Source organism: Bifidobacterium sp. (assembly GCF_051876855.1).
GTDB lineage: Bacteria > Actinomycetota > Actinomycetes > Actinomycetales > Bifidobacteriaceae > Bifidobacterium.
Map to the genome: position 1 here is coordinate 31,234 of NZ_JBJEIH010000018.1, position 25,109 is coordinate 56,342.

Below are 25,109 nucleotides of genomic sequence, written 5' to 3' on the forward strand. Positions count from 1 at the left end.
ACGATCATCGTTGCGATACACAAGACCTACTACGATGAGGACCAGGAAAACAGGACAACCTGCGGGGGCGAGCCGTGTCCGCGGGCGGATGTGAGGCATGCATGACAGCGTATATGGATCACAAGGATCTGGCGAACGAGACCATTGACGAGGGCCGGGCGCAACAGATTGCGGACGGCGTGCATCGCGTGCTGGACCGCATCGCCCAGGCGGAGATGGAGGCCGGCAGAGAGCCGGGTTCGGTCAGGCTGCTCGCCGCCACGAAAACGCGTGATGTCGGCGAGATCATGGCCGCCATCGATGCGGGCGTCCGTATGATCGGTGAGAACCGCCCGCAGGAGGTCATCGCCAAGGCCGAAGGACTTGCCCGACAGTGCGCCGCGCGCGGTTTTTCGCTGGGCGCTGCCGTCGGTGAGGACGATGTGCATGACGACAATCCGGAACATCACATCCCCTTCCATCTCATCGGCCAGTTGCAAAGCAACAAAATCGGCAAGGTGCTGCCGGTGGTCGAAACCATCGAATCCGTAGATTCCCTTGATTTGGCGCAGAAAATCGCCCGTCGCGCCGTCGCGCGCGGCATCACCGCCGGCGTGCTGCTGGAAGTCAACGAGTCCGGTGAAGAATCGAAGTCGGGGTGTGACCCGGCTCAGGCCGTCGATCTCGCCCAACAGATCGGAGCGCTCGAAGGTCTTGATTTGCAAGGCCTCATGACTATCGGCGCCCACGTGGACGACGAAGCGGTGATTCGCCGTGGCTTCTCCCACTTGCGCGAGACGCGTGACCGGATTCTTCAGGCCGGCACGCCCGGCACCATGCACTGCCACGAACTGTCGATGGGCATGACGAACGATATGGCGCTCGCCATCGCCGAAGGGTCAACCATCGTGCGCGTGGGAACCGCGATTTTCGGCCCGCGCGCGTTCATCTGATTCCAGGTCGGTTCGGTATGGCGTCGCAGACGGACAGGCCCGCATCGCACTCACGTGTGCATATGCTGGTCACCGGCATGGTGCAAGGCGTGGGATTCCGCTATTTCACGGTGATGGCAGCGCGTCGGTACGGGCTGACCGGCTGGGTGCGCAATCGTATGGACGGCTCGGTCGAGCTTGAGGCTCAAGGCGAGGGGATTGACCTGGAACGTTTCGAGAGTGCGGTGGAAGCGGGGCCGCGCTGGAGCCGTGTTGAGCATGTCGATATCGATGTCGTGCCACTGGTATCGGGAGAGAGGGATTTTTCCGTCCGTTCTGATCGATGATTTCGGTGTTGCGTTGCAGCCGTGCGTGTCGTCTTCGGTTGCCGTCCATGATCAAATTGATGGGGAATGTGGCGTTGTGCGGCCATGGGCGTTGCGGGCGCAGATGCCGGCGTCGCCGTTGTCCCGGCATGTTCTGTTTGTCATCGCACACCCGCCTTCGGTAGGGTCCTGACTGCCGTGAGGTCTTCCACGTCGCTGAATGTCCAATATTCGGACAAATACGTGAGATAGGGGAGAAATCGCGAAAAACGAAGGGTGGAAGGGGGAGTATTGCAAGTCGCCTGAACCGTGCCGGTGGACAAGTTTAACGGGGGAGAAGTCTCCCCGTCCCCGTGATTCGGGGTGAATATGGGGGTTCCGCGCAGCGTGGCGCGGATTTTACACTGCCGCTATCGACCACTGAACAGGCGGTCTCCGGCATGGAAGCCGCGTCTGAGGAGGAAAAGCGAGGAGCCATGACACGACGACGGGATGGAGGTACGACGGGAGTCGCGAAGCGTTGTCGGCGTACCGGTTATCGGTATCGGGCCATCTGCGCATTCGCGATATGTGCGTTGACCTTGTTCGCAATGGCGGTTTGTGCGCTGCCGGGTGAAGCGTCCGTGAATGCCGCTGAACAGGCTGGGCTGGCACAGTCTGGATTGGCACAGTCTGGATTGGCACAGGCCGGCTCGGCACAGGCCGAATCGGCGATAGTCAGTTCGGCGCAAACAAGCTCAGCGCAGGCCGATTCCCAACAGGCTGGTCCGCAACCGACGGCACGCCCCGCGGCAGACCGCGCAACTGCGCAACTTCCTGAACCGGAGCATACAAAAACCATCGAACGCCTCGACGATGCGCGGTATCGGCTCACATTGAGCGTTACCGGTGCAGAGAGCACCAGCGGCAGCGTCGACCATAAAAGCGCCGACGTGGTTCTTGTGCTGGACTCCTCGGGCAGTATGGCGGAGCATGAGGATCCTGACTGCCACTGGCCAAGCACGTGCCTGACCCGATGGCAGGTGGTTACGCAGGCGGCGCAACGGCTCGCCACGACGCTACTCGACCCGTCAACCGGCGGCAATGTACGCATCGCGTTGGTTGATTTTGATACCAACGCAAGCATCGTTCCCATGAATGGCAGCCAATGGACCGGTGACGCGGCCGCGCTGTCCACGGCGCTTGAAGGGCTGGATGCGTCATCGTCCGCCGGCGGTGGCACGAACTGGGAGGCCGGCATGCATGCCGCGAACAGTTTGCTGAACGGCAGTACTGCCGATTGCCGATATATCGTTATGCTTTCAGACGGCTCGCCGACCTTCCGCACGTCTGTCATGGGCGGCGATGACTGGAACAACCGGTACGGCGTCTACGGCAACGGCAGCTCCGATCCCGACGGCCGCTGCTTCGATGCGGCCGTCGCGGAGGCCAACAAGCGTGCGACCGGGACGGCGCTGTTCACGGTGAGTGCCGGCAAAGCGGCGGAGACGAATATGGCGGCGTTGGCGACTGCGGCCAACGGTGTCCATTATTCGGGCACGGATCCGGACAGTCTTGCGGATGCCTTCGACGATATCGCGATGATCATCACATCGACCATCCGGTACCGTGACGTAAGTATCAGCGACACCCTGTCCTCATGGGTGGTCGCGTTGGACGACGACGGGTCGTCCGCCACTGATGCCCACGCGGTGGTCACCCCGCAGATCAGCGCCAGCAAGGCGGACGGCTCGGCGGTATCCACCGACGGCATGGTTGCCGCCTTCGACCAGGCGACGGGGACCCTGACCTTGCGCATGCCCGACGGTAAGACCTTGGACCCGGAAACCACCTACCGCGTATCCATTGACATCACGCCGACCGCGGCGGCATACCGGAGTTTCATTGAAATAGGCGAGTACCCGGACACCGGAGACGAACTGACCGATGCTCCCGGAAACGCCACAAGCTCCGGGCAGCCCGGATTCTTCTCGAATGCGGAAGGTTCGGCACTGTTGCGCTACAAGACCGTCACGCTCACCGTCAGCGGGGATAGCAGCGAGGAAAGCGTGTCCGACGAACTGACCGCGGCATACGCGAGGCCGGTCGTACAGGTCGCCGCGCCGAGTCTGACGCTCGTAAAAACCGTGGATAACACCCACGCGACCGCGTACACTCCCGCGCAGCCGGCCGCCTGGAATCTGTCGGCATCGTTGGTCTCCGCCTCCGCCCCACAACCGGGAGCATCATCTGGGGACGCGGCAAGCGGGAGCGGAATCAGCCCGGCCGCGCCATCCGAACGCGAGGACGAGCATACCGCTGCGTTGCCCGCGAAGATGGTCGAACCGGGAACCTACCGTCTGGCTGAAACACACAACGACGACTACACCGTAGATGGCGAACCGTACCAGAATTACGCGCGGTATGAATCCGGCAGCTGGGCATGCGCTGATGCGTCAGGCAACCCGCTCAGCGTCTCATCCGAAGGCGATGTGGCAATCGCGCCCGGTATACACGCCACCTGCACGATAGTCAACACCGCGGCCCCCGCTCTCGCCGACCAGATTCCGCTCACCGGCGCCTCCGGTATCCATCTGGACCGTCCGTGGCTGACATTTGCCGTCGGATTGTCGCTCGCCGGAACAGGCGTGTGGATTCTGAGGCGTTCCCGCAGGCGTGTCGTCGAAAGGGACGTCCGATGAACCAGATTCGTCCGATACGCCAGATTTGTCCGATTCACCCGGCGAGTGTGCTCAGTGCGCTGAGTCGGATGGCTCCAAAGAGCCGAATGTATGAGAACCATGCGTTCCACGCCGGTCGGGAACGCCAATCCGGCGACCCGCGCTCACCGCCGCAGCACGGATTCGCACCGCTGTAGCCCAGACCATATTCAAGTTCACGCCCACCGTGACCAGCAACACACCGCAGGAGGAGGAATCATGACATCCCTGATACATATCGTTTCGCAGGCCTGGAACAGGGCCTCGTCCAGAACAAGCCATCCGTCATCGCCGTGGGGAGACAAGCCATCGCCGATCCGCTCGATTGCAGCGGCGGGCGTGGCGTTGCTCGGCATCATCGGGCTCGGTACGGCGGCGCTCGCCCCGAGTCCGGCTGCTGCGGCGGAAAACGACAAATCGATTATCATCCAAGCCGGTACGCGAGGCGAAATCATCGGCCATACCTTCGCTGTCGCGCCTATCGCCACATTCAACGGTGACGATTCCGCCGAACTGACCACCGTAAGCCAAGCCGACTCCGCGGTCCGCCAGGCCATCAAAGCGGCGCTGCAACAGGAAGCGCCCGAAGGCGTCGACCCGCTCATGTGGGCGCAGGCCGTCAGCGGCACCCCAATCGACCAGAGCACCACCTTCCCGTGGGCCGCAGATGCGAGTTCGCGTCTGTTCGCCGATGCGCTCGCCGATTATGTCAAGACAAATGGCGCACAATACACTGCAACGCAAGACCCCTTGACTATCACTGGGCTGCAAGGTGGACTGTACGCGATCGTCGATGTCACCGAGAAACTGCCGGACGGCGTCACGGACATGCCCGCATCCGTGCGCTCGCTGACCATGCTGGTCGGCACGAAGCACGATATCTTCAAGACCGACGGCAGCGTCATCGTGAAAAACGAGGCGTATCGCACCCCACCGACGAAAACCGTGACCGGCGACCAACAGGGCACTGTTCGGGTGGGCGACGAGCTAACCTACCACATCACCGGAACCGTCCCGTCGACGACCGGCAAGGGCGATGATTTCACCTACGTGTTCGAGGATTACGCGAGCCGCGGGTTGAGCATCGACACCTCGAAAAGCAATATCACCGTGACATACGGCAAGAACGGCACCGCCCTTCCGGCCGCCGACTACACCGTCGATCCGGCGGAGCAATCCGTTGATGGCAAGGGTGTGGAGGACGGGTCCGCCCCGACCTTCACCGTCACCATCGCCCGCAGCGTGCTGGACACCATGCAAAGCGCCGCGGGAGAAGCGTTCACCGTCACCTACAAGGCCACCGTGAACGACCATGCCGCTGACGACCAGGTGGCCGGTAACTGCGCCCAAGTGACCGTAGGCGGCGTGGCATCCGGGAAATCCACCACAGTGAACGTGTACACCAACACCTTCCAATTCGAGAAGTATTTCGCGGACGGCTCCACGGTGACCGGTGCGCGCTTCACGCTATATGATGCGGACAACAGCGAGCCGGTGCAGATGCACAACAAGGATTATGCGGCGGATGTCGATGAGCATGGCCGGGTCACCTTCTCCGGATTGGAGGACGGCACGTACACCGTGCGTGAGACCCGTGTCGCGGACGGGGCCGCGCAGGTGACCGGTTCGTTCAAAGTGACGCTCACCTACGATGTCACAGACCGGCGTACGGTCGTCACCTTCAGCGACACCGGACTCGACCCGTATGATTTGGTCACTGTGGACAAGGACGGCGCCATCCGGGTGCGCAACGTCAAATCGTTGACCGAACTGCCGTTGACCGGTGCGGCAGGCGGCATGCTGATTGCGGGTTCGGCGGCGGTGCTTCTGGCGCTGGCAGGCGTCTCGCTCGCCATCGTCCGCAGGATGGAACGACGCATGTAACGGCGTGCGGGGCGGCCCAAGCCGACGAAGCTGCCGAGGCCGTGCAATCGAACACAATCGCACACGGTGTGCTGTTCGGATGTACGCCCGGGGCATATATTCAGGCTTCATCAGGTACTATGCTGCCCCAATGCCGTTCCGGGGCGGTTGCCGGCTGGCGGGGGAAGCCGGCCGGCGCCGAACCGGAAATGAACACCGTTACCAACGTGAACAAAAGGAGACGACGATGACGCGAACAGCGCCACATCGCCTGCTGGTTTTGCGACAACTCAGCCGTGCTCGACAACGGCTGGACCTGCCGGACGGCACATTCACCGCGGAAGAGCTGCGATATCTGCGATCCCTTCCGGCAGTAGTCGCGGTCAGTGCAGGCAGAATACGGTATACGGAAGCGTTCAAGCGCGTCTGCATGCGCCAATATCGGCAGGGCAAGTCGCCAGCGCGGATTTTCCGCGAAGCTGGCTTGGACTCCGCCTTGATCGGATACAAGCGCATTGAGCGGTGCATCGCCCGGTGGCGCAACATCGGCACGGAGGAGACGCCTGAACAGCTTGCTGAAGATCAGGCGTACGAGCGGGATCTCGACCGTTGGCGTCAAGCGCAGACACATATGCGGACGGGTGCCGGCATCGGTGGGAGAAGGGCAGCGGCATCGGCTCCTCCGGCGGCGCCTGGTGCGTATGCCGCGTCCGGTGTGCCGGTCTCGCCAGCCGCATCCGCCATATCCGCTTCGCCCTCGACGCGGATGGTTTCAGCGGCGGCGACATCAGCCATGGGCGTTGCCCGCAATTCGAATTCGGCCGTGAACCCCCGTGCGGCCGCCGACCGGCAATCACGGCCGGACAGGCGGCAATCGGAGGATCTGCGTGACGTGCTCATCTCCCAGCAGATCCGGCGAATCGTGGAACTCGAGCGGACCATCGAAGCCATGCGGGCGGCCTGCACATGCGGGGCTTGCCGGTGAAACGGCGAATCATCGCCATGAGGGTCGTGGCTGCTGTGCTTCTTGCCGCGGCAATCGTTCTGATTCTGCTTCCGCCGATTGTGCGCGCATGGTCAACGGGACGCCTCGCCGCAATCGCGGACGATCATGAACGCGCCGTGGCGGCGTGGCCGAGCACAAAACGCGACCGGGCGCTCGCCCAAGCGCAGGCGTACAACCGTTGGCTGGCGGCAAGCGGGCAGCCGACACTTGGCGTTGCCCCAGACAGCCAAGCCGCCGAAGCGTATCGGTCGGCGCTCGAAACTCCGGATGGGGTGATGGGCACCATTTCGATTCCGTCGATAGGGGTCCATTTGCCCATCAGACGCGGTACATCGTCGGACGTGTTGTCCGCGGGGGCCGGGCATTTGATGGGAACAAGCCTGCCGGTGGGTGGCGCGTCGACTCATGCAGTAATTACCGCACATCGCGGGCTTGCCGGGGCGTCCATGTTCACCCGGCTCGATGAGATGGCTGTCGGCGACCGCTTTTCCCTGACGGTGCTTGGCATGACGATGACGTACCGCGTTGACCGGGTGACGGTGATCAAGCCGGAGGACACCGCGATATTGCGGATTTCCGGCACCGAGGATCGGGTGACCCTAATGACCTGCACGCCGTATGGCGTCAATACGCATCGGCTGTTGGTCTCCGGGGTGCGTGTGCCGAACGCTACGGCGGAGGCCGATCGGGGGCGCACATCGCATGCGGGGCCGACGACGCGGGTGTGGTGCTGGATTGCGCTCGCTGCCGGCGGTCTTGCCATCGGCGGGGGAATCGGATATCTGGTGTGGCGAGGCCGGCGGAAGTCGGGCTCATAACCCGTGATGCATGGCATGGGCGCGGATGGTCGGTTCCTCGTCAAGGGTGACGGGCGGATACTCATCCGGATGGTGGACAAAATCTTGGATAATCAGCCACTGCCGGCGTGAGATGCCGATGCGCTCGTCCGGACGGATCATCAGCAGGGGCGCCGCCGGCTTCCACGTTTCGATGTACTTGGCTCGCGCAGGGTAGCATTCCTCGTCATCAATCCAAATGATTGGCGACGGGTCTTCCTGGTAGGTCTCGAAGCGCAGGCGGGAGAATATCGTGTCGAGTTTGCCGGAGAATCGTCCCTGATTGGTGACGGGATCGTACCAGCGTACGGTATGTACAATGTCCGGATTCCAACCGAGTGCCGGGTCGAGGGTGTTGACGCAATACGGTTGCCAGGTGGTCAGCCAGGCCAGTTCGACCATGCCCGCGACGGCGAGCTTGTGAAGCCCGTCAGCCAGTTCGCGCGACCAACGGAGACGGTATCTGCCGGGCGTCACCTCGACCACAAGATTGCCGGTCAGAGGGAACGCGCGGTCCCGGCTGTACAGGGACGCGCGTGGGTCGTCGGGCTTGAGCCACCCGGTGTGGCCGACACCGCCGCGACGCTGAATCTTGCTGTCAGGGAAGGCGTTGAGGACGCCATCGAAATCGGTGTAGATGACCGGGCGGTTCATGGTGTCCTCCTTCCTTGGACCTTGGGCGATCCCCGTTCGCGTTGACGATACAGGCACGGGCGGCCTGCGTACCAAGCGTCGATGTGCAAGACACTGTACTCCCGCGTCGGGAAGTTCGCGGCGGCATGATCGCAGTGCTTCTGCTGTAATTTGAGTCCGGACGTTGCCTGGGTGCACTGGCTCAAACCGCCCGTTCCTTGACCCCGCCCGGCGGTACAGTCGAGGTATCCGCAACCGGGGTATCCGCAGCTGGAAAATGCCTGCGGCCCCTGAAATCCGAGGGCACGGCACGGGCGGTGCACCACCCGATGACGGACCGTTGCGGTGAAACGCGTAGAGAAGGAGGCCCATGATGGACACCATTGCCCAGACGGCGGCGACCATCGCCCCGGCGACATTCGTTCTGATTGCAATCAACGTCATCGTGTTCATCATCGAAACCGTCTCCGGCGGCAGCACGAATATCGACGTCGCCCGCCGGTTCGGCGCGATGACGGTCTGGGACCTCGAACATGGCCAATGGTGGCGCATGATCACATCGATGTTCGTGCATTTCGGCATCACCCACTTGGCGTGCAATATGCTGTCCCTGTTCAATCTTGGTGTGCTGGTTGAACGAATATTCGGCTCGAGCCTGCTGGGTGGGTCCCTGTTCATGCTGGTGGTGTATTTCGTCTCCGGATTGTGCGGCAACCTGCTGACATGGCGGGTCCAGAAATCCCGCGGCGAATACTATGTGGTGTCCGCAGGGGCTTCCGGCGCAATCTGCGGCCTGCTGGGCGTCTATGTGGCAATGCTGTTCGTCCCCGGGCTCAACCAGTTCCTTGACTTCAAGGCGGTGCTGCTCAATGTGGCGTTGTGCATTGCGCCTGGCCTGACGAATAAGGAAATCAACATGTGGGCCCATCTGGGCGGTCTGATTGGCGGCATCGTGGTCACGCTGGTGTATTTCGCCGTGCTGTTTGTACGGTGATGTGGCAGGGGCGTTTCCCGTCCCCGTCAATCCGCCAGCCCGCCGCCCAGACGCGTTACTGGTGGCGCGGGTCGTTTCTCATAGCCGCCACACCACTGGGCGCTCGCCATCCTGGCCCGATGCCCCTACTCCCGGGTGGTCGCCCGGCGGATCACCCGGGTCGCGCGCACGATGTCCTTCGGTTTGATTGGCTTGTCGTGACTGATTCGCTCGAGAATCCGCTCGACGGATGTGGGCGCAATCCAGTCGATCATCGAATCCATAGTGGTTAGCGGCGGCTGGAAATACGCGGCTTCGTCGATATTGTCGAACCCGATGACCTGCACGCCACTGGGGACGGCGATACCGTTGGAGGCGAGCGTGAACAGCGCGCCCATCGCCAGCTGGTCGTTGAACGCAACGATTCCGTCAAACGGGATGCCGGTGTCGATGAGGTGCTGTGCCATACGCGCCCCCGACCCAATCGACCAGTCGTTGCCGGTGTCGCCGATCAGATGCGGGTCGAGCGATAGCCCGCGCTCCGCGCATTCCTCAAGTACGCCGCGCAACCGCAACTGGGCGTTGCCTTCCGTCGCTTCCAATGCGAGCGTCGGATCCTTGGACCCGTTGCGAGCGCCGATTACGGCAAGTTTGCTTGAACCGTGGTCGATCAGGAATCCGGCGGCCTGCCTGGCGGCCTGCACGTCGTCGGTGGTGACATGGTCGGCTTTCCCGTGGGTGGAGCGGGCACCGAGGCAGACGAGGGGATATTCCACGTCAAGATCGTCTTCGGTCAAATCATCGGCTTCCGAAACGGACAGGATCATCCCGTCGGAGACGGTGGTGTTGAAATTGGCGAGGAGTGAGCGCACGCCGGCTGCAGGGTCTTCGGCATAGGTGATCACGTACACGGAATATCCCCGGGCTCGAGCCGCGTCGATGACCTTATTGGCGAGTTCTGACAGATACGGCGGGGTCAGGCTGGGAACGGCGAGTGTGATGACCCCGGTGTGGCCGCGGTTGAGATTGCGTGCGGCGACATTCACGCGGTAGCCGAGCTTGTCGATGACGTTCTGGACTTTTTCTCGCGTGGCGTCGGACATGCGTCCCGAATGGTTGATGACGTTGGAGGCGGTTTTCAGCGAGACGCCGGCTTCTTCGGCCACTTCGCGCAGGGTGGCGCGTTTCTTGCCCTGTGTTGATTCGCTCATATCGCCTCCGTTTTCGTCTGATTCTATCCCAAAATCAGGGCGTGTTCCCGATTTCGGCGCTATTCATCGGCGCATGGTGTCGTAAGGTTTCTCATGGTGATGAGCACGCCGTTGCGTTGCAATGTGTATGAGCCGGTGCCGGAGCCGGGTGAGCCGCGGAATATGACGAGCGGTTCGCCCGATGCCTGGCTGATTTCCGCGCCCTGCTTGCCGCGGGCGAAGTAGAAGTCGAAGGTAGCGGTGTCGCTGGTACGCACGGTGTGAAGCACGTCCGGATTGGGGTGCGTATTCGTTGCATCGAGGTTGAGACGAATGAACGTCGTGAGGTCGTTGACGCCAAGGTCGCATCCCAGAAAATACGCGATACCTTTGCCGGCCCGGTTGCGGGTGATTGCCGGTACGCCGTCCAGATCCCAATCGTCGGCGGCGTTGCCGTGATAGATGGCAAGTATTTGCGCATGCGGGTCGGTGATACTGATGACGTTCTGCCACAGTCTGCTCGTCGCGGTGGTGTGGCTGTTGGTGGGGTCGGAAACCGCCCCGGTCGCCGTCAATGCGATCGCGTCGGCATCCCCGTCGGCTTGGGGCCCGATGATGTTGAACTCCTCACCGCGAATCCCCAGCATGGAACGCAACAATCCCTGACCGGCCCCTGGGTATCCGCCCAGCCCGACGTGGAAGTGCTCGTCCACCAGCCCGGTGGCATACCCGACGACCACTGTGCCGCCGGCTTGTGCGAAATCAACGATTCTGCGGGTGTCGGCATCGCTGAGCATCAAGACAGTGGGCAGCACGATGGTGTGGTACCCGCTCCAGTCGTATGCCAGCGGCACCACGTCGGCGCGCATCCCGGTGTTGAGGAACGCCTGATACCAGTCACGAACGTCATGCCAATGGTCGAGTTTGCGGCTCGGCAGGGTTTGTGAGCGCGTCGCCCACTGCGATTGTGCGTCGAAGAGGATGGCGGTGTCGCCGCGTTGCAGTCTGCTGCCGGCCAGACCGGCGTTCGCGAGCTGCTCCAGGGTGCGTCCGAGTGTGCAGACCTCCCGGAAGAGCGCGGTGTCTTCGCCCGCGTGGGGAAGCATGGCCGAATGGAAGGCTTCGGCGCCAAAGGCCGAGGCACGCCATTGGAAGAAGTTGATGGCATCGGCACCCATGGCGATGTGCGCGAGCGCGTCGCGGGTGAGCTCGCCCTTGCGTTTGCGCGCGTTGAGCGGTTTCCATTGGACTGCCGAAGTGGAATGCTCCATCACATACCATGGGCGGTTGAGGGCCAGCGAGTCGACGAGCGCATCCGAACAACTCAACTCGTCCAGGTGCAGGGCTCCTTCATGGAAGTAATGATCGTTGGCCACGAAATCCACTTCGTGTGCCCATTGCGCGTAATCCATGGGGCATTGGTCGGTGGAAATCATGAAATTCGTGGTGAACGGCTTGTCTGGGCAAATTTGCGCGATGGCGTCGCGCTCAGCCTTGTAGAAGTCGAGGAGCGCGTCATTGCCGAACCGTTCGAAATCGAGTTGCTGCCCCGGATTGACCATCGCGTCCGCGCCCATGTAACGCGGGATGAGCACCTGGTCGAAATCGTGGATTTCCTGTCCCCAGAACGTGGTGCCCCATGCGGCGTTCAGCGCATCGATTGAGCCGTATGTACGCCGGCACCAGTCGCGGAAGGCGTGCTGGGCGTCATCGGAGTAGTCCTCGCGGTTGTTCCAGCCGTACTCGTTGCCCATATGCCAGGAGACGACGTAGGGGTTGCGGCCGTAGCGTTCGGCGAGTTTGCGGCACATGGTGAGCGCGTATTCGCGGAACACCGGGCTGTTGGGGCTCCAGGACTGTCGGGCGCCGGGGCCTACCACATGCCCGTATTTGTCTCGCGGCAGGACTTCCGGATGGGTTTCGTACAGCCACAGAGGGGCGGTGGCGGTCGCGGAGGCGAGGTCGACGGCGATGCCGGCGTGCCCGAGCTTGTCGATGATCAGGTCGAGCCAATCGAAATCCCAACGGTGTTCTTCCGGCTGGATGCGGTCCCAGCTGAAAATTGCCAGAGCGACGGTGTTGACGCCCGCTTCACGCATCAGCCTGATGTCGTCGTCCCACACGGATTGCGGCCATTGGTCGGGGTTGTAGTCGCCGCCGAAGATGATGCGGTTGCGCCGGTGTGCTGTTGTCGTGCTTGCGGAGGGGTGCTCGCTTTGCTTGGTTTCGCTATCATGCGAGGCTGGGCTGAGTACTGCTGGCCATTGGAAAGTGCGTCGCATATGATCACGCTCCGATGCTGTGCTGTGCGATGGGTCGGCTGGGGTGCGGTGGTCTGGGCTGCGCCCCAGCCTTGGTGATTGTGCTGATTGTGCGGGTTTTACTGGTGTCGCAGGTTTTGCGGTATCGCTGGCTGGGCCGGTCGTCTATTCCTTGACTGCGCCCGCCGCAAGTCCGGACTGCCAGTACTTCTGCAAGCACAGGAACGCGATGACCAGCGGGATGATGGTTATCAGCGACCCGGTGATCACGAGGTTCTGGATCGCCTGCCCGCCCGCGGTGGATGCTTGGTCCTTCCACTGGTTGAGACCGATGGTCAGCGGGTACCAGTTGGAATCCTTGAGCATGATCAGCGGCAGGAAGTAGTTATTCCACGTGGCGACGATGGTGAACAGCGAGGTGGTCACAATGCCGGGCGACAGCAGGGGCAAGGACACCTGGAAGAAGGTGCGCAGCTCGGAGGCGCCGTCGACGCGTGCGGCTTCAAGCAGTTCGGTCGGTACGGCCTGCTCACTGAAAATCCACATGAGGTACAGGCCGAAGGGGCTGATAAGCGAGGGGATGATCATCGCCCAAGGCGTGTTGGTGAGGTTGAGCTGGGCGAACAGCAGGAATTGGGGGACCGCCAGTGCGATGCCGGGTACGGAGATCGCGCCGATGATCACGGCGAATACGGCTTTGCGCCCGGGGAACCGGAATTTCGCGAGCGCGTAGCCGCCCATGATGGCTAGCAGGGTCGCGCCGCCTGCGCCTGCAATCACATACAGCAGGGTGTTGAGCAGCCAGCGTCCGAAGATTCCGCCGTCGTAAGTGAAGACGGTTCTGATGTTGTCCCACAGGGCGAAGGTGTGGCCGAATCCGAGGCCGAATGTCGAGGTGAAGTCGGATTGCGTCTTGGTCGCGTTGATGGCGAGGTAGACGAAGGGGAACAGGCAGTAGACGGCGAAGATGCCGCAGACGAGGGTCAGCAGGGTGCTTCGGCGCGGGTTGGCCACGTTGGCGAAGCCCGCTTTTGCAGCGCGCTTGCGTTCTGCGGCTTCGTCTTTGGCTACTCTGCGCTGGCGGGCCTTTTCCGCTTGCCTTGCGGCGCGTTCGGCTTGTCGTGCGGTCATGGCTGGTTGCGGTTGATGCTGGATCGATGTGCTGACGGTGCTGACTGAAGCTGTGTTACTCATGATGGGTCCTTTTCGTTGTTTGGATGAGTGCAGGCCGGCGCGGGTCCGTGCTGCGGCTGCGTTGCCGGGCGCGGACAGGCGGCATCACTTCATCTGTTCCTTCATGCTCTTGAGCTGGACGACGTAGGCGATGACCATGGTGATGACAGCCATCGTGATCGCGAGCGCCGCCGCATAGTTGCTTTGCCCGCCGGCGAAGCTGAGGTTGTAGGCGTACATGTTGGGCGTGTAGTACGTGTTGATGGCGTTGCCGGGCACCATGTTCTGCATGATGGACGGCTCGTTGAACAGCTGGAAGGAGCCGATGATCGAGAAGATCACGGTGATGGCGAGGCTGCTTTTCAGTTCCGGCAGTTTGATGGATTTGATGGTCTGCCATTCGCTTGCGCCGTCAATCGATGCCGCTTCATACAAGGCGTGGGGGATGGTGGACAGCGAGCTGTAGAAAATCAGCATGTTGTAACCGGTGAATTCCCAGGTCACGACGTTGCCGATGGAGGCGAGCAGTACGTTCGGGGCGAGCAGGTCGAGATGGGTGCCGAAGGTGCTGTTGAAGGAGCCGACGAGACCGTATTTCGCCCCGTACATGAAGCCCCAGATCAGGGTGGAGACGACTGCGGGGACCGCGTAGGGCAGGAAGGTCGAAATGCGGAAGAATTTCGTGCCGTGCAGTTTCATCGAGTCGAGGGCCAAGGCCATGGCTGCCGCGAGGAACAGCATGATTGGCACCTGGATGACGGTGAACAGCGCCACGCGGCCGACCGCGCTCCAGAACTGCTGGTCATGGAACAGGCGGATGTAGTTGGCGAATCCGACGAATTTTGTGCCGCCGATCATGCGCTTTTGGAAGAAGCTGATGTAGATGGCGTACAGGATGGGGATGATGAATACGAAGATGAATACCGCGGCGAACGGCCACATGAATTTCCATCCGCGCCAATCGGCCTTGTGCTTGTTGACCGGTGCATCGTTCGCGGATTGCTGTGCCGGGGCGGTTACGGCTGCGGTTGCTGCTGCTTGGGTCATGATTTCCTTCTTCTTGTATTGATGCGGCTCCCGAGTCACGCGTCGTTGCGTTTGGTTTGGGATGCCGTGTGATTCCGTGTGTTGCGAACGGTTTGGAAGACGGTGTCGCGTGCAGAAGACGAGAGGCGGGACTGCTGTGAGCTGTTCCCGCCTCTCGTATGCGGCTGTGCGGCTGCCGCCGGGGCAGGTCTGGTATCGGTCGGGTGTCAGCCCTTGTCGGTCACGGTGTAGCCCTGCTGGTTGCCGTGGTCGGTGAGCGCCTTGCCGTAGTTGGCGAAGGCCTGCTCGAGGGTGATCTCCTTGCTGTACGCCTTGGAGATCTGGTCGCCGAAGCTGGACTGCGCGAACGGGTTGTACGGCAGGTAGGAGAACTTGGATACCTTGCGCTGGGCGGATTCAGCAAGGACCTCGTTGACGTTCTGTCCGCCGAAGTACGCGTTGACCTTCTTGTTCGCTTCGGTGTTCGGATCGGTGAAGTCCTTCGAACTCAGGATGCTCTTGAGGGCGGGGAAGGTGCCGGTGTCGGCCATGGTCTGCGCGCCCTTGCCGTGGGTGAGGTACTCGGCGAACTTGTAGGCAGCGGCCTGCTGCTTGGACTGGCTGACGACCGCGAGGGCGGAACCACCGTCCTCGGCTGCGGCCTTCTCACCGTCAGTCCATTGCGGCATCGGGGCGACCCGCCAGTTACCGGCCTGGTCGGGGGCGCCGTTCATGAGGTTGATTGGCATCCAGCCGCCGATGGTCAGCGACGCGATGGTGCCGTCGTTGAGCTCGCGGTTCCAGCTGTCGGACCAGTTGGCGGTCTTCGTGTCGATAAGGTCCTCGTCGATGAGCTTTTGCTGGAAGGCGATGTACTTCTTCATGCCGGCGTCTTTGGTCATGCTGATGGTGATGTTCTCCCCGCTGACCTTCCACGGCTGGGCGCCCGCCTGCCAGGCTTGCGCGGTGAACGGCTGGTATTCCATGGAGGAGCCCGAGTTGTTGGTCATGTACGAGCCGATGGCCTTGACTTTCTTGGCGGCCTCGTAATAGTCGTCCCACGTCTTGATCTTGGTTCCGTCGACGCCCGCCTTCTTGAAGACCGCGTCATTGTAGAAGAACATTTCCGGGCCGGAATCGATGGGCAAGGCGTACGGCTTGTTGTTGTACTGGAGTTTGTTCCAAGGTCCTGCGGTGAAGTCGTCGGCGAGCTTGGTGGCGCCGAACTGGCTGAGATCCGCTAGGTCGCCGGTGACGGCGAACTGGGTGACGGTCGGGTCTTCGAGCATGACCACGTCAGGGGCGCCCTTGCCGGCGGCGATGGCGTTGCTCAGTGCGGTCTGGGTGTCGGAGGCGGTGCCGGTATTGTTGAATTTGACGGTGATTCCAGGGTTTTCCTTCTGGAAGTCCTTGATGAGGCTGGTCATGGTGTGGCCGGTATCCCAGCCCCAGAAGACGAGGCTCGCCTTGCTTGCGTCCCCGGTGCCGCCTTTGTTTGCGGAGCTGTCGCCGCCTCCGCAGGCTGCGAGACCGATGATGGTTGCTGCTGCGGTGAGTGCCGCCAGGGCTTTCTGCGTGTTGTTCATGATGTTTCCTCTGACTGCTCTGTCTGTTTCTTCTGATGTGGTTGTTGCTGGAACGCTGTCTGGCGGGACGTACGATGTCTCGTTTGGCAGCCGGGCCGCCGGCGTGTTGGGCTGACGGTCAGTGATTCGGGGATGGGCGTGTGGTGATCTGCCGTGTGCCGGGAGGATGACAGCCCGGCGATGGTTGATGGACGATGGATTCGGCAGTGCCATTGGCGATTTGATTGCCAGTGTCTGTCTGATACATCGTTGTATCAACCTAGCGGATCCTCACATCGCTGCTCCTTGGAATCATGTCGGTAACTACCTGGTGCAACTGTGTACCATTACTTGACATGATACACAGTTGTACCACGGTGTCAAATTCTCAGACACGCCTCAAATTCTGGGGTTTTATGACGCCGTAGCCGGGCTGCAATGTTGGGTGCTCGCTGGTTGTTTCCAGTCGTATGCACCGCGGAATATCAACGATGCTGCTGTTACCCGGTGTGTCGAACCCTGATACGCGAGAATCCCGCGACAGGTGCTGCAGATAGACAGGTGCTACAGATATCGCAGATGGCCGCGAGCCGCACTTCATGTACTGGCCCGAGCGGAGAAATCAGAATCCGAGATGTCCCGGATACTTGCGGATGGTCGGTTCCTCGTCAAGTGTCAGCTCGGGGAATGTCTCAGGCTTCCTGATGAATTTCTGGATGATGCGCCACTGCCGGCGGCTGATTCCGATTCGGGCGTCCGGCCGCACCATAAGGACGGGCGCCTTGGGGGAGAGCGCACGGATTCTGTCCGCCGCGGTCTCGTAGCATTCCTCATCATCCAGCCAGATGACCGGTGATGGGTTGGCTTGGGTGGCTTCGAAACGTACTCGGGAGAATACCGTGCTCAATTTGCCGGTGTATCGGCGTTCGTATGAGATGGGGTCGTACCAGATGGCGGTGTGTTCGATGTGCGGGTCCCAGCCGAGCAGCGGATCGAGAATCCGTGAGCAGTATGGTTGCCAGGTCGTCAGCCAGTTGAGTTCGATATCGCCTTCAGATGCGAGTCGGTGCAGGGTCTGCGCGATGTTGCGCGACCAGCGGATGCGATAGTAGCCGCATGGGGTGCGCACGATGTCGTCGCCGGTGAGCACGAATGCACGTTCTGTGCTATAGAGCTGTGCACGGGGATCGTCGTCGTCAAGCCATTGTGTGTGCCCGACTCCGCCGTTGTCTTGGATTTCCTTGTCCGGGAACGCGTTGAGCACCCCGTCGAAGTCGGTGTACAGCACCGGCCGGTTCATTGGCTCTCCCTTCGTCATGATCTGCGACCGCTGGACCGGTCTGACGGCCCGCGTGTTCCTATGCGATGGTACGTACGTTCGCTAGCATACCGCGGAATGTCGCGGAATTTGGGGAATTGACCGCAGTGTCGTGCTGTTCGTGTCGCTGTGTTCGTGTCGTGCTGTTCGTGTCGCTGTGTTCGTGTCGCGATGGGCGTCGGGGCTGCACGTGTGCCGTGCGTGTGGTAGCTGTCGTGCGTGCGGAACCGTCGTGTGTGCGGTAACGCCTACTACATGCCGGTCACTCATCGGTATCCTCCAGTGGAACCGTCGTGCGTTTGGTAACGCCTGTATCTGCGTGTGGTGCGATCAGCTCGTCGCACCGCGGCCCGGTGCAATCGGTGTTGATGCCGATGCCGCCGGTATCTGCCCGCTATCTGTTCACTACCTGCTCGTGGTGTGACTGGTCCGTTGCACGGCGGCTGAATACCGTTGCCGTGGACCCCGTTCGGCTTGGCTATCTGCCCGTGGTGTGACTGGTCCGTTGCATGGCAGCGAGATACGGTTTGTTGATGTCCTGCCGGGGACGCTATCTGTCCGTTGTGTGACTGACCTGTCGCACGACGGTTGAATACCGTTGCCGCATGCGCTGTTCGACTCGGTTATCTGCCTGTTGTGCGACTGGTGGGTTGCATGGCGGTTGAATGTCGTTGCCACGTGCCCCGTTCGGCTTGGTTATCTGTCCGCGGTGTGACTGGTGGGTTGCACTGTGTCGGGATATGGTTCGTTGGTGGCTCGCCGGGGGTGGCATCTGTCCGCACTGTGACTGGCTTGTCCCGCGGCAACGAGATACGGTTCGTTGATGGCCTGCTGAGGACGCTATCTGCCCGCTGTGTGACTGGCAGGTCTCATAGGTGTCAATGTACCGGTCGCAGTCAACCTACTTGGCTGGGCTATCGTCTTGCTGTGCGACGTATCTGTCTCACAACCGCAAGATAGGGTTCGTCGTTGGTGGAGTGGGGTCAGTATCTGGCCCTCATGCGATTGCGGTGTCGCACGACAGGCGAATGCCATCGGTGCGGTATCCGTTGGCCGGTATCCGCTGGTTGGTATCTTTCTGTGATGCACGCGGGCGTCTGACTGGTAGCTTGCTTATCGCAATCGTGCATCTCGTCCCACATGCAGTCCCACACGTAGCCGCGATCGCCGTGATGAACCTCAGTGCGCGTGGCTCGCGGTTCCTGAGGCTTCCGTCGCCAGTTCCTCGGTGAGTGCCTGTACTGCATACAGTGGGACACTGCGGATTCCATGGTCGAATCCCATGTTCTTCGTGCTGATTCGAATGACGTAGTCCGGGGTGTATTTGGTTTGGAATGCAGCCAGGCTCCGAGCGGAGACGTGTCGTCCCGATTTCACTTCCAGAGGGAGCGCCCACTGGTGAACAGGAGAGGGCATATCCAGCAAGAACTCGAGTTCGCCTTTGCTGGGAGTACCCCAGTAGTAGGGCTTGAGCCCGGCGGCGACCAGTGTTTGCATGACGAAATTCTCCGCCACGGCCCCGCGAAAATTCGCGGTTTTGGAGTCTGATGGGTTCAATTGCGCCATCGTGGCGCCATACCGGGCCATCAGAAGCCCAGTGTCTTCCATGTATACCTTGAACGCCGTCGGGTTTTCGAATGCCGCCAGTGGGGAGACCGGCTCCGTGACTTGCGTGCACAGGTTCACAATGCCTGCGGACGCCAGCCAGTCAATTGCCGGCGCGTATTGCGCGGCACGTGCCCCCGAACGGATGGCCTTGTACTGGAACTTATGGTTCTCTTTGGCTAATTGTGTGGGAATCGAGCGCCATGCTTCGAAGATTTTCGCGCTGTCTTCGGTTTGCACGTACTTGACCATGTCCGCTTCGTATGCGGTGTTGATGGCGGTTTGCACGGTGCGTGCCGCGGCGAGCGCGTGTGTGGACGGCACATCGTTGAGTGAGTGCGGGCCGTTTCCGCGCGCTGATACGAAGGATTGCACCACTTCGGGCATGCCGCCGATGGTCATGTACAGTCGCGATAGCGTAATCAGCGAGTCATGGAACGCGACGGGAGCATTCGTTGCGAGTCCATGCCGGATGTCGGTGATGGCGTTGGAGAATCCCAGAGCGTCGAGGAATTCATGGAAAGTCAGGGGGTGCACGGGCAGCAGCGTAACCTTGCCGACGGGGAAGGAATACTTGTTGCGGTTGACGGCGACGCCAAGAAGACTTCCGGCGACCGCAACATGGTACTCTGGCGCTTCGTCGCAGAAGTATTTCAATGATGTCAACGCACGTTCGCACAATTGAACTTCGTCGAAGACGATTAATGTATGCCGTGGAATGATGCTGATTCCCAGGAGTAGCTCGAGTCTGCGCACAATATCTGATGGACGGATTGAGTCTTCGAATGCCGATGCTGCCTGCGGGGTCTGCGAGAAATCAATAAACGCGAGGTTGTCGTATCGTCTGTTGGCGAGTTTTTTCAGCGCATGCGTCTTTCCTGTCTGGCGTGCGCCGAGCAGAACGAGCGGTTTGCGTGATGGGCTTGTCGACCAGCGTGCAAGATGGTCATCGAGAGCGCGATGGAATTCCGGCGCGCGCATGAACATGTCGGTTGTCGCGTCTGACGTGATGCTTTGTTCCATACGATTGCTCCTTTTCTAGGCACCCGTACTGTCAGCTACCATCGTAACTCGAAAAAAGTGTCAACATCGACATTTATTTCCGGAAAAAAGTGTTGACTGCCACACTTTTTTCCAGCAGACAGATATGCAGCATGTCGCGTTGGGGAACGCGAGAAGGGAGAATCGCCGTAATGCGAGTGTCGTGCAGACCCGGAAACAGCCAATGGCGTATCTGCACTGCACGGGCGCGTAAATTGCACGGCGATAATCGACTTGCTCGTTATCGGTGGTTACCGGTGCTGGTTGATGAGCTTGGCGAGTTCCTCCGCGCGCTGATGGCGACGTTTGGTGCGGCTCGCCAGATTGATCAGCCCCGGCTTGGGGGCCAGTGTGATGGCGTGTTGGGTGCCGTCGTCGATTTCGATGATGAGGTGACGGCTGTGCTCGTCCTCGCGCAAGGATTGGATAGCAGAATACGGGATGATCTCAGTGTTTTCAAGGTTGATTTCCAGCCCGCATACGCCATCGACTGGGTCGTCGGCGCCCTGCACGATGGACTCGTCGCTTTTCCACAGGTGCAGGTTAGGGCTGATGAAGACTGCGTCCTCCAGGAGTATGAGTTCCCGCATTTCTGCCAAGACATGCTTGTCATTGACGGACACGATCTCGTCGTTGTTTTGCGCTTCGACGATTCCGTAATCGACGAGCCCGCGCTCGCCGCTGTGGGATGGACCCGCGGTGCCTGCGGCGATGGCTTCCTCGCATTCGCTGACCGGCTGGTACCCGTACGTGCGCGCTGTCTGGTCGGCGGATGCGGGCCAGTAGTTGGTGATGTGTCCTGCCTTCATTGGATATTCCTTTCCTTGTGGTTGGTGTTGTCTGGGGTGTTCAGGCCGGTTTGTTGCCAGGTGTTGCGGTGTTGGTATTGGGTGATGTGTGCGGTGAGTTGTTTGGCTTGGTCGTGGCGTTGCTTGGTGTTTTTGGCAAGGCGATTGCCGAATTCGATGATGCTGTGCTTGGGTGTCAGGGCGATTTCGCATGTCGTCTTGTCTGTGAGTGTGAGGACCAGGTGTCGGCTGTACTGGTCTTCCCGGAACGATTTAATCGCGGAGTATGGGATGAGCCAGGTGTGCGCGGGGTCGATTTCGAGCCCGAGTACACCGTTGAGCTCGCCGGGGTCGCTTGCGTCGGCTGCTTCGCTTTTCCATAGCTCGCTGTCGTCGTAATGGAAGATGGCGTCTTCGAGAAACAGCACATACCATGCGCACAGATTATTCGGGGCGTCGTAGAGGATGCTGTTCTCGTTGTGCTGATTAAGTCTGCTGTTCTGTCTGATGCTGGTTTTCGCATTGTTCTGCGGTTTGTGCGTGTGCTGCTTGGCTAGCGGGTGCAGGTTGGTCGTCCGTGATACTCTCCGGGCATGCCGGGATGTCCTCAGCCGTCGATGCTCCATGTTGCTGCGATGGTTGGCTTTGGGAGTGCAGGACACTATCGGTGTCGTGACAGTCGGTATTCTCGGCCGTATTTTTATGGCGGTGTATCGCTCGCCGCAACACAAAACCGCATTTGGAGCCAATATTGATTCCGATATAGAACGCGGACAGCGCTGCGAGCCCAACACAAGCCCAGAAATAGACCCGATACCCGACCATTTCGGCTAGAATGAGCGCCCACCACAGGGTGATCACCAGGGGCCGGGAACCTGTCAAGCCGTCCAAGAATCCGACGATCATGGTGATGGCCGGCCATTGGATGGCGTTTGACATATTGTCATGGCGCAGCCATCCGAAGATAAGCCAAGCAGTGCTCATTGCGAGTCCCCAGCATGTATCGCGTATGGTGTCTTGGAACGAGAATTCCGGTATTTCTTTCATTGCATTCCTGTTGCCGTGTGTTGATTGCTGGATAGAGTCCATGTTGTTTACTGTGGTGTCAGCCAATCGAAGAGTACGCCGTTCATCGCGCTTCCCCACAGAGCCTTCGTATTGTTCTTTGACAGATCGAGAAGTCCACGGACAGTTCGTGTGCCGAAGTATGATGTCTGTTTCAGGGTTGTAGCACTTATTGACTCCGTTCCATGGAATTTGTGGTAAATCCGCCCAGCGGTTTTATCAACGCCAACTGTTCACGCGCCAGCTAATCCTGCCTGCGCGATATCAACATGCCGATCGGAGATGACCTGGTCAGCGACATTTCCGGTGATGCCGCTCGTGAACGTCACGCCTGTGCTGATTGCCTTGGCAGCCAAACCTGTGGCCTTTTTGCCGAGGTACTCTTTCGCGACGGTAACGCCGACAGGCTCGGATAAGCCGCCGATTGCGCCACTGATCCCGCCATCGACAACGGTTCCCAAGAGTTTGCGGCCATTATGGCGAAGTTCCCGAAAGGTCGTCAGCAGATGAGAGTCCTTCGGATTTGCCGTTGTCCTCATGGTTGCTACTCCTGTGTGGCATGGCACGACATTTGACGTGCGAACTATCATCCATTGTCAACAATGATGCAACGGTCAATCACATCCTTACCACGCAGCAGATGCAACCACTCGTCTGGAATCGCGTCCATACCGTAGACGATGCCTGCAAGGCCACCCGCCACCGCGGCTGTCGTATCAGTATCCTCTCCCAGATTGACTGCTTCAAGCACGCAATCCGCATACCTCGTGGTGGTGGTTAGACACCAGATCGCAGCCACCAAGGTGTCGATAACAAATCCGCTGGATGCAACGTCCTTTCGATTCAACTTGGGAATGATCGTCAAATCGTCAACTTGCACTCCTGCGGTAGTGCTTGAAGCAACCCCGCTCAGACCGTGCGCGACCTGCTCGTCATCCAAGGCCTCGAGCGGCGACGCGCCATCCCGCAGCAACCGCGCATACCGAACATACGTGACGCATGCTTCACAACTTATCGGATGAGCGTGCGTAATCGCGCTCACTGAGCGGATTTCGTCGTCGCCAGCATCCGTGAACGCCAGCGGGACGATGCGCATGAGCGAGCCGTTGCCGTTGTCGCGCTCGCCGGACAATCCGTGCCCGCTCGCGAGTGCGCTCGCTGTAGCTCCGCCAATGTCGAATCGCAGGTCAACGTTGTAGTCCTGGCTGTCGCGCCACCGTATGAACTTGTCACGCATATCGGCAACGTCCACTCTGTCGAGTTCCCGCAGCGAATCACAGGTTGCCAAGGCCATCCCGGTGTCATCGCTCCATGTGCCGATGGGCTGGTGCCAAGCCCCAACTCCACCTCCGACTCCGACGCTTCCATTCGCGCGGTCCCATGCCATGCCTGTGCATGTGAAAGTGTCACGAGCCCTGAACTCGAATGGGACGCCCAATGCATCACCGACAGCTTCCCCATACATGGCGTCTCGAATCGTCCGTGCGGACCCATCTGCCGACTTACCCCAATGCCAGATTGTGTGCTGAATCATCATCTTTCCCTTCTGTGCTGACCGATTCTGATCTGCCGTATTCTCGCAGTTCCCTTGCCTGCGCCCCTGCTTCGTGGAGCACCATCGTTACTTCCGAATGCGGTGGTTCGCAACCGGATTGAGTATCATCGTATCGCCGCGACACGCCGATGCAGATAGTTGCCGGCAATGGCATGTCAAGGCCGAAAATGGGATGCGCACCCATGTACGGTGCCGAGTACCAGGAAAGGTATAAGGGCACGAGGGAAATGAACAAACCACTCGAGGAGGAGCCCATGATGGACGAGTCATTTGGGAGAGCGGGCTACGGAGAAGTTTCTAACCAAGAACGCCGATCGGTTGACACCTTGCTTGATGATGATTCCCAACCGATTCGCATCGAATTTCCCCGGATGCAGCAGACGGCACAACGCGAGTGGAGACAAGCTGCTGACGAGAATCGTAACGCCTACAAAATCCCGATTGCAGCAGCCGTCGCCGTCACAATCGCGTGGATGATTGCGTCAGTATTCGTCAACAGATTCGCGCGAAGCATCATGTTCGGTATTACGCCGATTGGGTTTGCTGCCATCACCGTCCTGGTCGCGCTTCGTTGGCGAAAACAGCCTGAAATCTATACTCGAGCTCGCATTTGGGTGTTGAGATTCGGCGCAATCGTCACCGTCCTGTGTGCTGTTTTGTTCATGCCATCCGCCGTCCGACACCTCTTGGACGTCCCCTATCTTGATATGCCGGAACGAGTTGTAATCACCAAACCGAGTGTGAGTTACGAAGAAGGTACTTGGCACGGTGCGACTGAAGCCGTCAATGATTTGCTCGACCATACGCCGGAAAGCTATTACGTTCAGGCGCAGGCAACACTACAGCATCTGTACCCGCAAAAATACCGCATCGGCGAACAGGATTTCCTAACGTGCCAGGATGCGATGAATACGAGGGGAGAAGCGTCGGAACATGATGACGGAACTTGGTATGGGGTGCTCGATTACCTTCCGCATTCGAAAGAAAGTGTGTCACTCAAATGTGCAGTTGGGGCACCGCCAGCGGATGGCTCAATCGAAAGGATGTCGACTGATTGAATCGGGAATAGTCGGGGTACGCCAACTTGGCTCTGTGTGTGGCAATGGGTATGAGGGTAACCGGATTTGCTGCGACTAAGCGTGGCGTGTGGTGTTGTGGGTGTGTTTTGTGGTGTAGCTGGTTGTTTTTGGTGTTTGGTTGGTTTGTTTGGTTGTGTTGTTTGGTGTTTTCGACACGCCGGTGTTTGCGTGTGTTTTGTAGGGTTTGTGGGGTGGT

The 25,109-nt window shown here is 60.1% G+C and carries 21 protein-coding genes; 8 read left to right on the forward strand and 13 right to left on the reverse strand.

The annotated features are described in order from the left end of the window. Positions 1–101 precede the first annotated feature (101 nt). The 6 genes from ACI38B_RS01035 to ACI38B_RS01060 all read left to right on the forward strand — a co-directional run bounded on the left by ACI38B_RS01035 (position 102) and on the right by ACI38B_RS01060 (position 7,623). Positions 102–932: a YggS family pyridoxal phosphate-dependent enzyme gene (locus tag ACI38B_RS01035; protein ID WP_439729169.1), complete on the forward strand. Its 831-nt coding sequence runs from the start codon at positions 102–104 to the stop codon at positions 930–932. A gap of 17 nt (positions 933–949) precedes the next feature. Further along, complete coding sequence (locus ACI38B_RS01040) at positions 950–1,258, forward strand: acylphosphatase (protein ID WP_439729170.1); 309 nt, start codon at positions 950–952, stop codon at positions 1,256–1,258. A 569-nt stretch (positions 1,259–1,827) separates the two neighbouring features. Continuing rightward, positions 1,828–3,918, forward strand: a complete 2,091-nt coding sequence (locus ACI38B_RS01045) for a DUF7604 domain-containing protein (RefSeq protein WP_439729171.1) — start codon at positions 1,828–1,830, stop codon at positions 3,916–3,918. A 237-nt stretch (positions 3,919–4,155) separates the two neighbouring features. Next, positions 4,156–5,820: an isopeptide-forming domain-containing fimbrial protein gene (locus ACI38B_RS01050; RefSeq protein ID WP_439729172.1), complete on the forward strand. Its 1,665-nt coding sequence runs from the start codon at positions 4,156–4,158 to the stop codon at positions 5,818–5,820. Between the two features lie 226 nt (positions 5,821–6,046). Continuing rightward, positions 6,047–6,784 (forward strand): HTH domain-containing protein, encoded by a 738-nt coding sequence (locus ACI38B_RS01055; RefSeq protein WP_439729173.1) that lies wholly within the window; start codon positions 6,047–6,049, stop codon positions 6,782–6,784. A 26-nt stretch (positions 6,785–6,810) separates the two neighbouring features. Continuing rightward, a complete protein-coding gene (locus ACI38B_RS01060; protein ID WP_439729174.1) occupies positions 6,811–7,623 on the forward strand; it encodes a class C sortase in 813 nt (270 codons plus the stop codon). On the opposite strand, the gene ACI38B_RS01065 is transcribed toward ACI38B_RS01060, so the two are convergent. Continuing rightward, a complete protein-coding gene (locus ACI38B_RS01065) occupies positions 7,618–8,295 on the reverse strand; it encodes a hypothetical protein (protein ID WP_439729175.1) in 678 nt (225 codons plus the stop codon). The two genes, ACI38B_RS01060 and ACI38B_RS01065, sit on opposite strands and share 6 nt — an antisense overlap. Positions 8,296–8,644: 349 nt before the next feature. Between ACI38B_RS01065 and ACI38B_RS01070 the strand changes: the two genes are divergently transcribed. Then, positions 8,645–9,268: a rhomboid family intramembrane serine protease gene (locus ACI38B_RS01070; RefSeq protein WP_439729176.1), complete on the forward strand. Its 624-nt coding sequence runs from the start codon at positions 8,645–8,647 to the stop codon at positions 9,266–9,268. Positions 9,269–9,393: 125 nt separating this feature from the next. On the opposite strand, the gene ACI38B_RS01075 is transcribed toward ACI38B_RS01070, so the two are convergent. The 12 genes from ACI38B_RS01075 to ACI38B_RS01130 form a co-directional block, all read right to left on the reverse strand. Then, the gene (locus ACI38B_RS01075; RefSeq protein ID WP_439729177.1) at positions 9,394–10,458 is read right to left on the reverse strand and encodes a LacI family DNA-binding transcriptional regulator; all 1,065 of its coding nucleotides are present in this window, start codon (positions 10,456–10,458) and stop codon (positions 9,394–9,396) included. A 59-nt stretch (positions 10,459–10,517) separates the two neighbouring features. Continuing rightward, positions 10,518–12,719: a beta-galactosidase gene (locus tag ACI38B_RS01080; protein ID WP_439729178.1), complete on the reverse strand. Its 2,202-nt coding sequence runs from the start codon at positions 12,717–12,719 to the stop codon at positions 10,518–10,520. Between the two features lie 144 nt (positions 12,720–12,863). Next, positions 12,864–13,829: a carbohydrate ABC transporter permease gene (locus tag ACI38B_RS01085; RefSeq protein ID WP_439729190.1), complete on the reverse strand. Its 966-nt coding sequence runs from the start codon at positions 13,827–13,829 to the stop codon at positions 12,864–12,866. 147 nt (positions 13,830–13,976) lie between these two features. Beyond that, on the reverse strand, positions 13,977–14,918 hold the full coding sequence (locus tag ACI38B_RS01090) for a carbohydrate ABC transporter permease (protein WP_439729179.1): 942 nt from the start codon (positions 14,916–14,918) through the stop codon (positions 13,977–13,979). A 206-nt stretch (positions 14,919–15,124) separates the two neighbouring features. Beyond that, entirely contained in the window at positions 15,125–16,483 is a 1,359-nt protein-coding gene (locus tag ACI38B_RS01095; RefSeq protein ID WP_439729180.1) for an ABC transporter substrate-binding protein, read from the reverse strand. Positions 16,484–17,084: 601 nt separating this feature from the next. Next, the gene (locus ACI38B_RS01100) at positions 17,085–17,762 is read right to left on the reverse strand and encodes a hypothetical protein (RefSeq protein WP_439729181.1); all 678 of its coding nucleotides are present in this window, start codon (positions 17,760–17,762) and stop codon (positions 17,085–17,087) included. A gap of 1,197 nt (positions 17,763–18,959) precedes the next feature. Then, positions 18,960–20,408, reverse strand: a complete 1,449-nt coding sequence (locus ACI38B_RS01105) for an ATP-binding protein (RefSeq protein ID WP_439729182.1) — start codon at positions 20,406–20,408, stop codon at positions 18,960–18,962. Between the two features lie 269 nt (positions 20,409–20,677). Beyond that, a complete protein-coding gene (locus ACI38B_RS01110) occupies positions 20,678–21,235 on the reverse strand; it encodes a hypothetical protein (RefSeq protein ID WP_439729183.1) in 558 nt (185 codons plus the stop codon). Then, positions 21,232–21,642, reverse strand: a complete 411-nt coding sequence (locus ACI38B_RS01115) for a hypothetical protein (protein WP_439729184.1) — start codon at positions 21,640–21,642, stop codon at positions 21,232–21,234. Before ACI38B_RS01115 ends, ACI38B_RS01110 begins: the two co-directional genes overlap by 4 nt. A gap of 58 nt (positions 21,643–21,700) precedes the next feature. Beyond that, complete coding sequence (locus tag ACI38B_RS01120) at positions 21,701–22,261, reverse strand: hypothetical protein (RefSeq protein WP_439729185.1); 561 nt, start codon at positions 22,259–22,261, stop codon at positions 21,701–21,703. Between the two features lie 251 nt (positions 22,262–22,512). Then, positions 22,513–22,818 carry a hypothetical protein gene (locus ACI38B_RS01125; protein ID WP_439729186.1) on the reverse strand — a complete coding sequence of 102 codons (306 nt, stop codon included), beginning with the start codon at positions 22,816–22,818 and terminating at the stop codon, positions 22,513–22,515. A gap of 47 nt (positions 22,819–22,865) precedes the next feature. Further along, entirely contained in the window at positions 22,866–23,816 is a 951-nt protein-coding gene (locus ACI38B_RS01130) for an ADP-ribosylglycohydrolase family protein (RefSeq protein WP_439729187.1), read from the reverse strand. A 272-nt stretch (positions 23,817–24,088) separates the two neighbouring features. On the opposite strand from ACI38B_RS01130, the gene ACI38B_RS01135 reads away from it, so the two are divergent. Then, a complete protein-coding gene (locus ACI38B_RS01135) occupies positions 24,089–24,892 on the forward strand; it encodes a hypothetical protein (protein ID WP_439729188.1) in 804 nt (267 codons plus the stop codon). Positions 24,893–25,109: the final 217 nt, after the last annotated feature.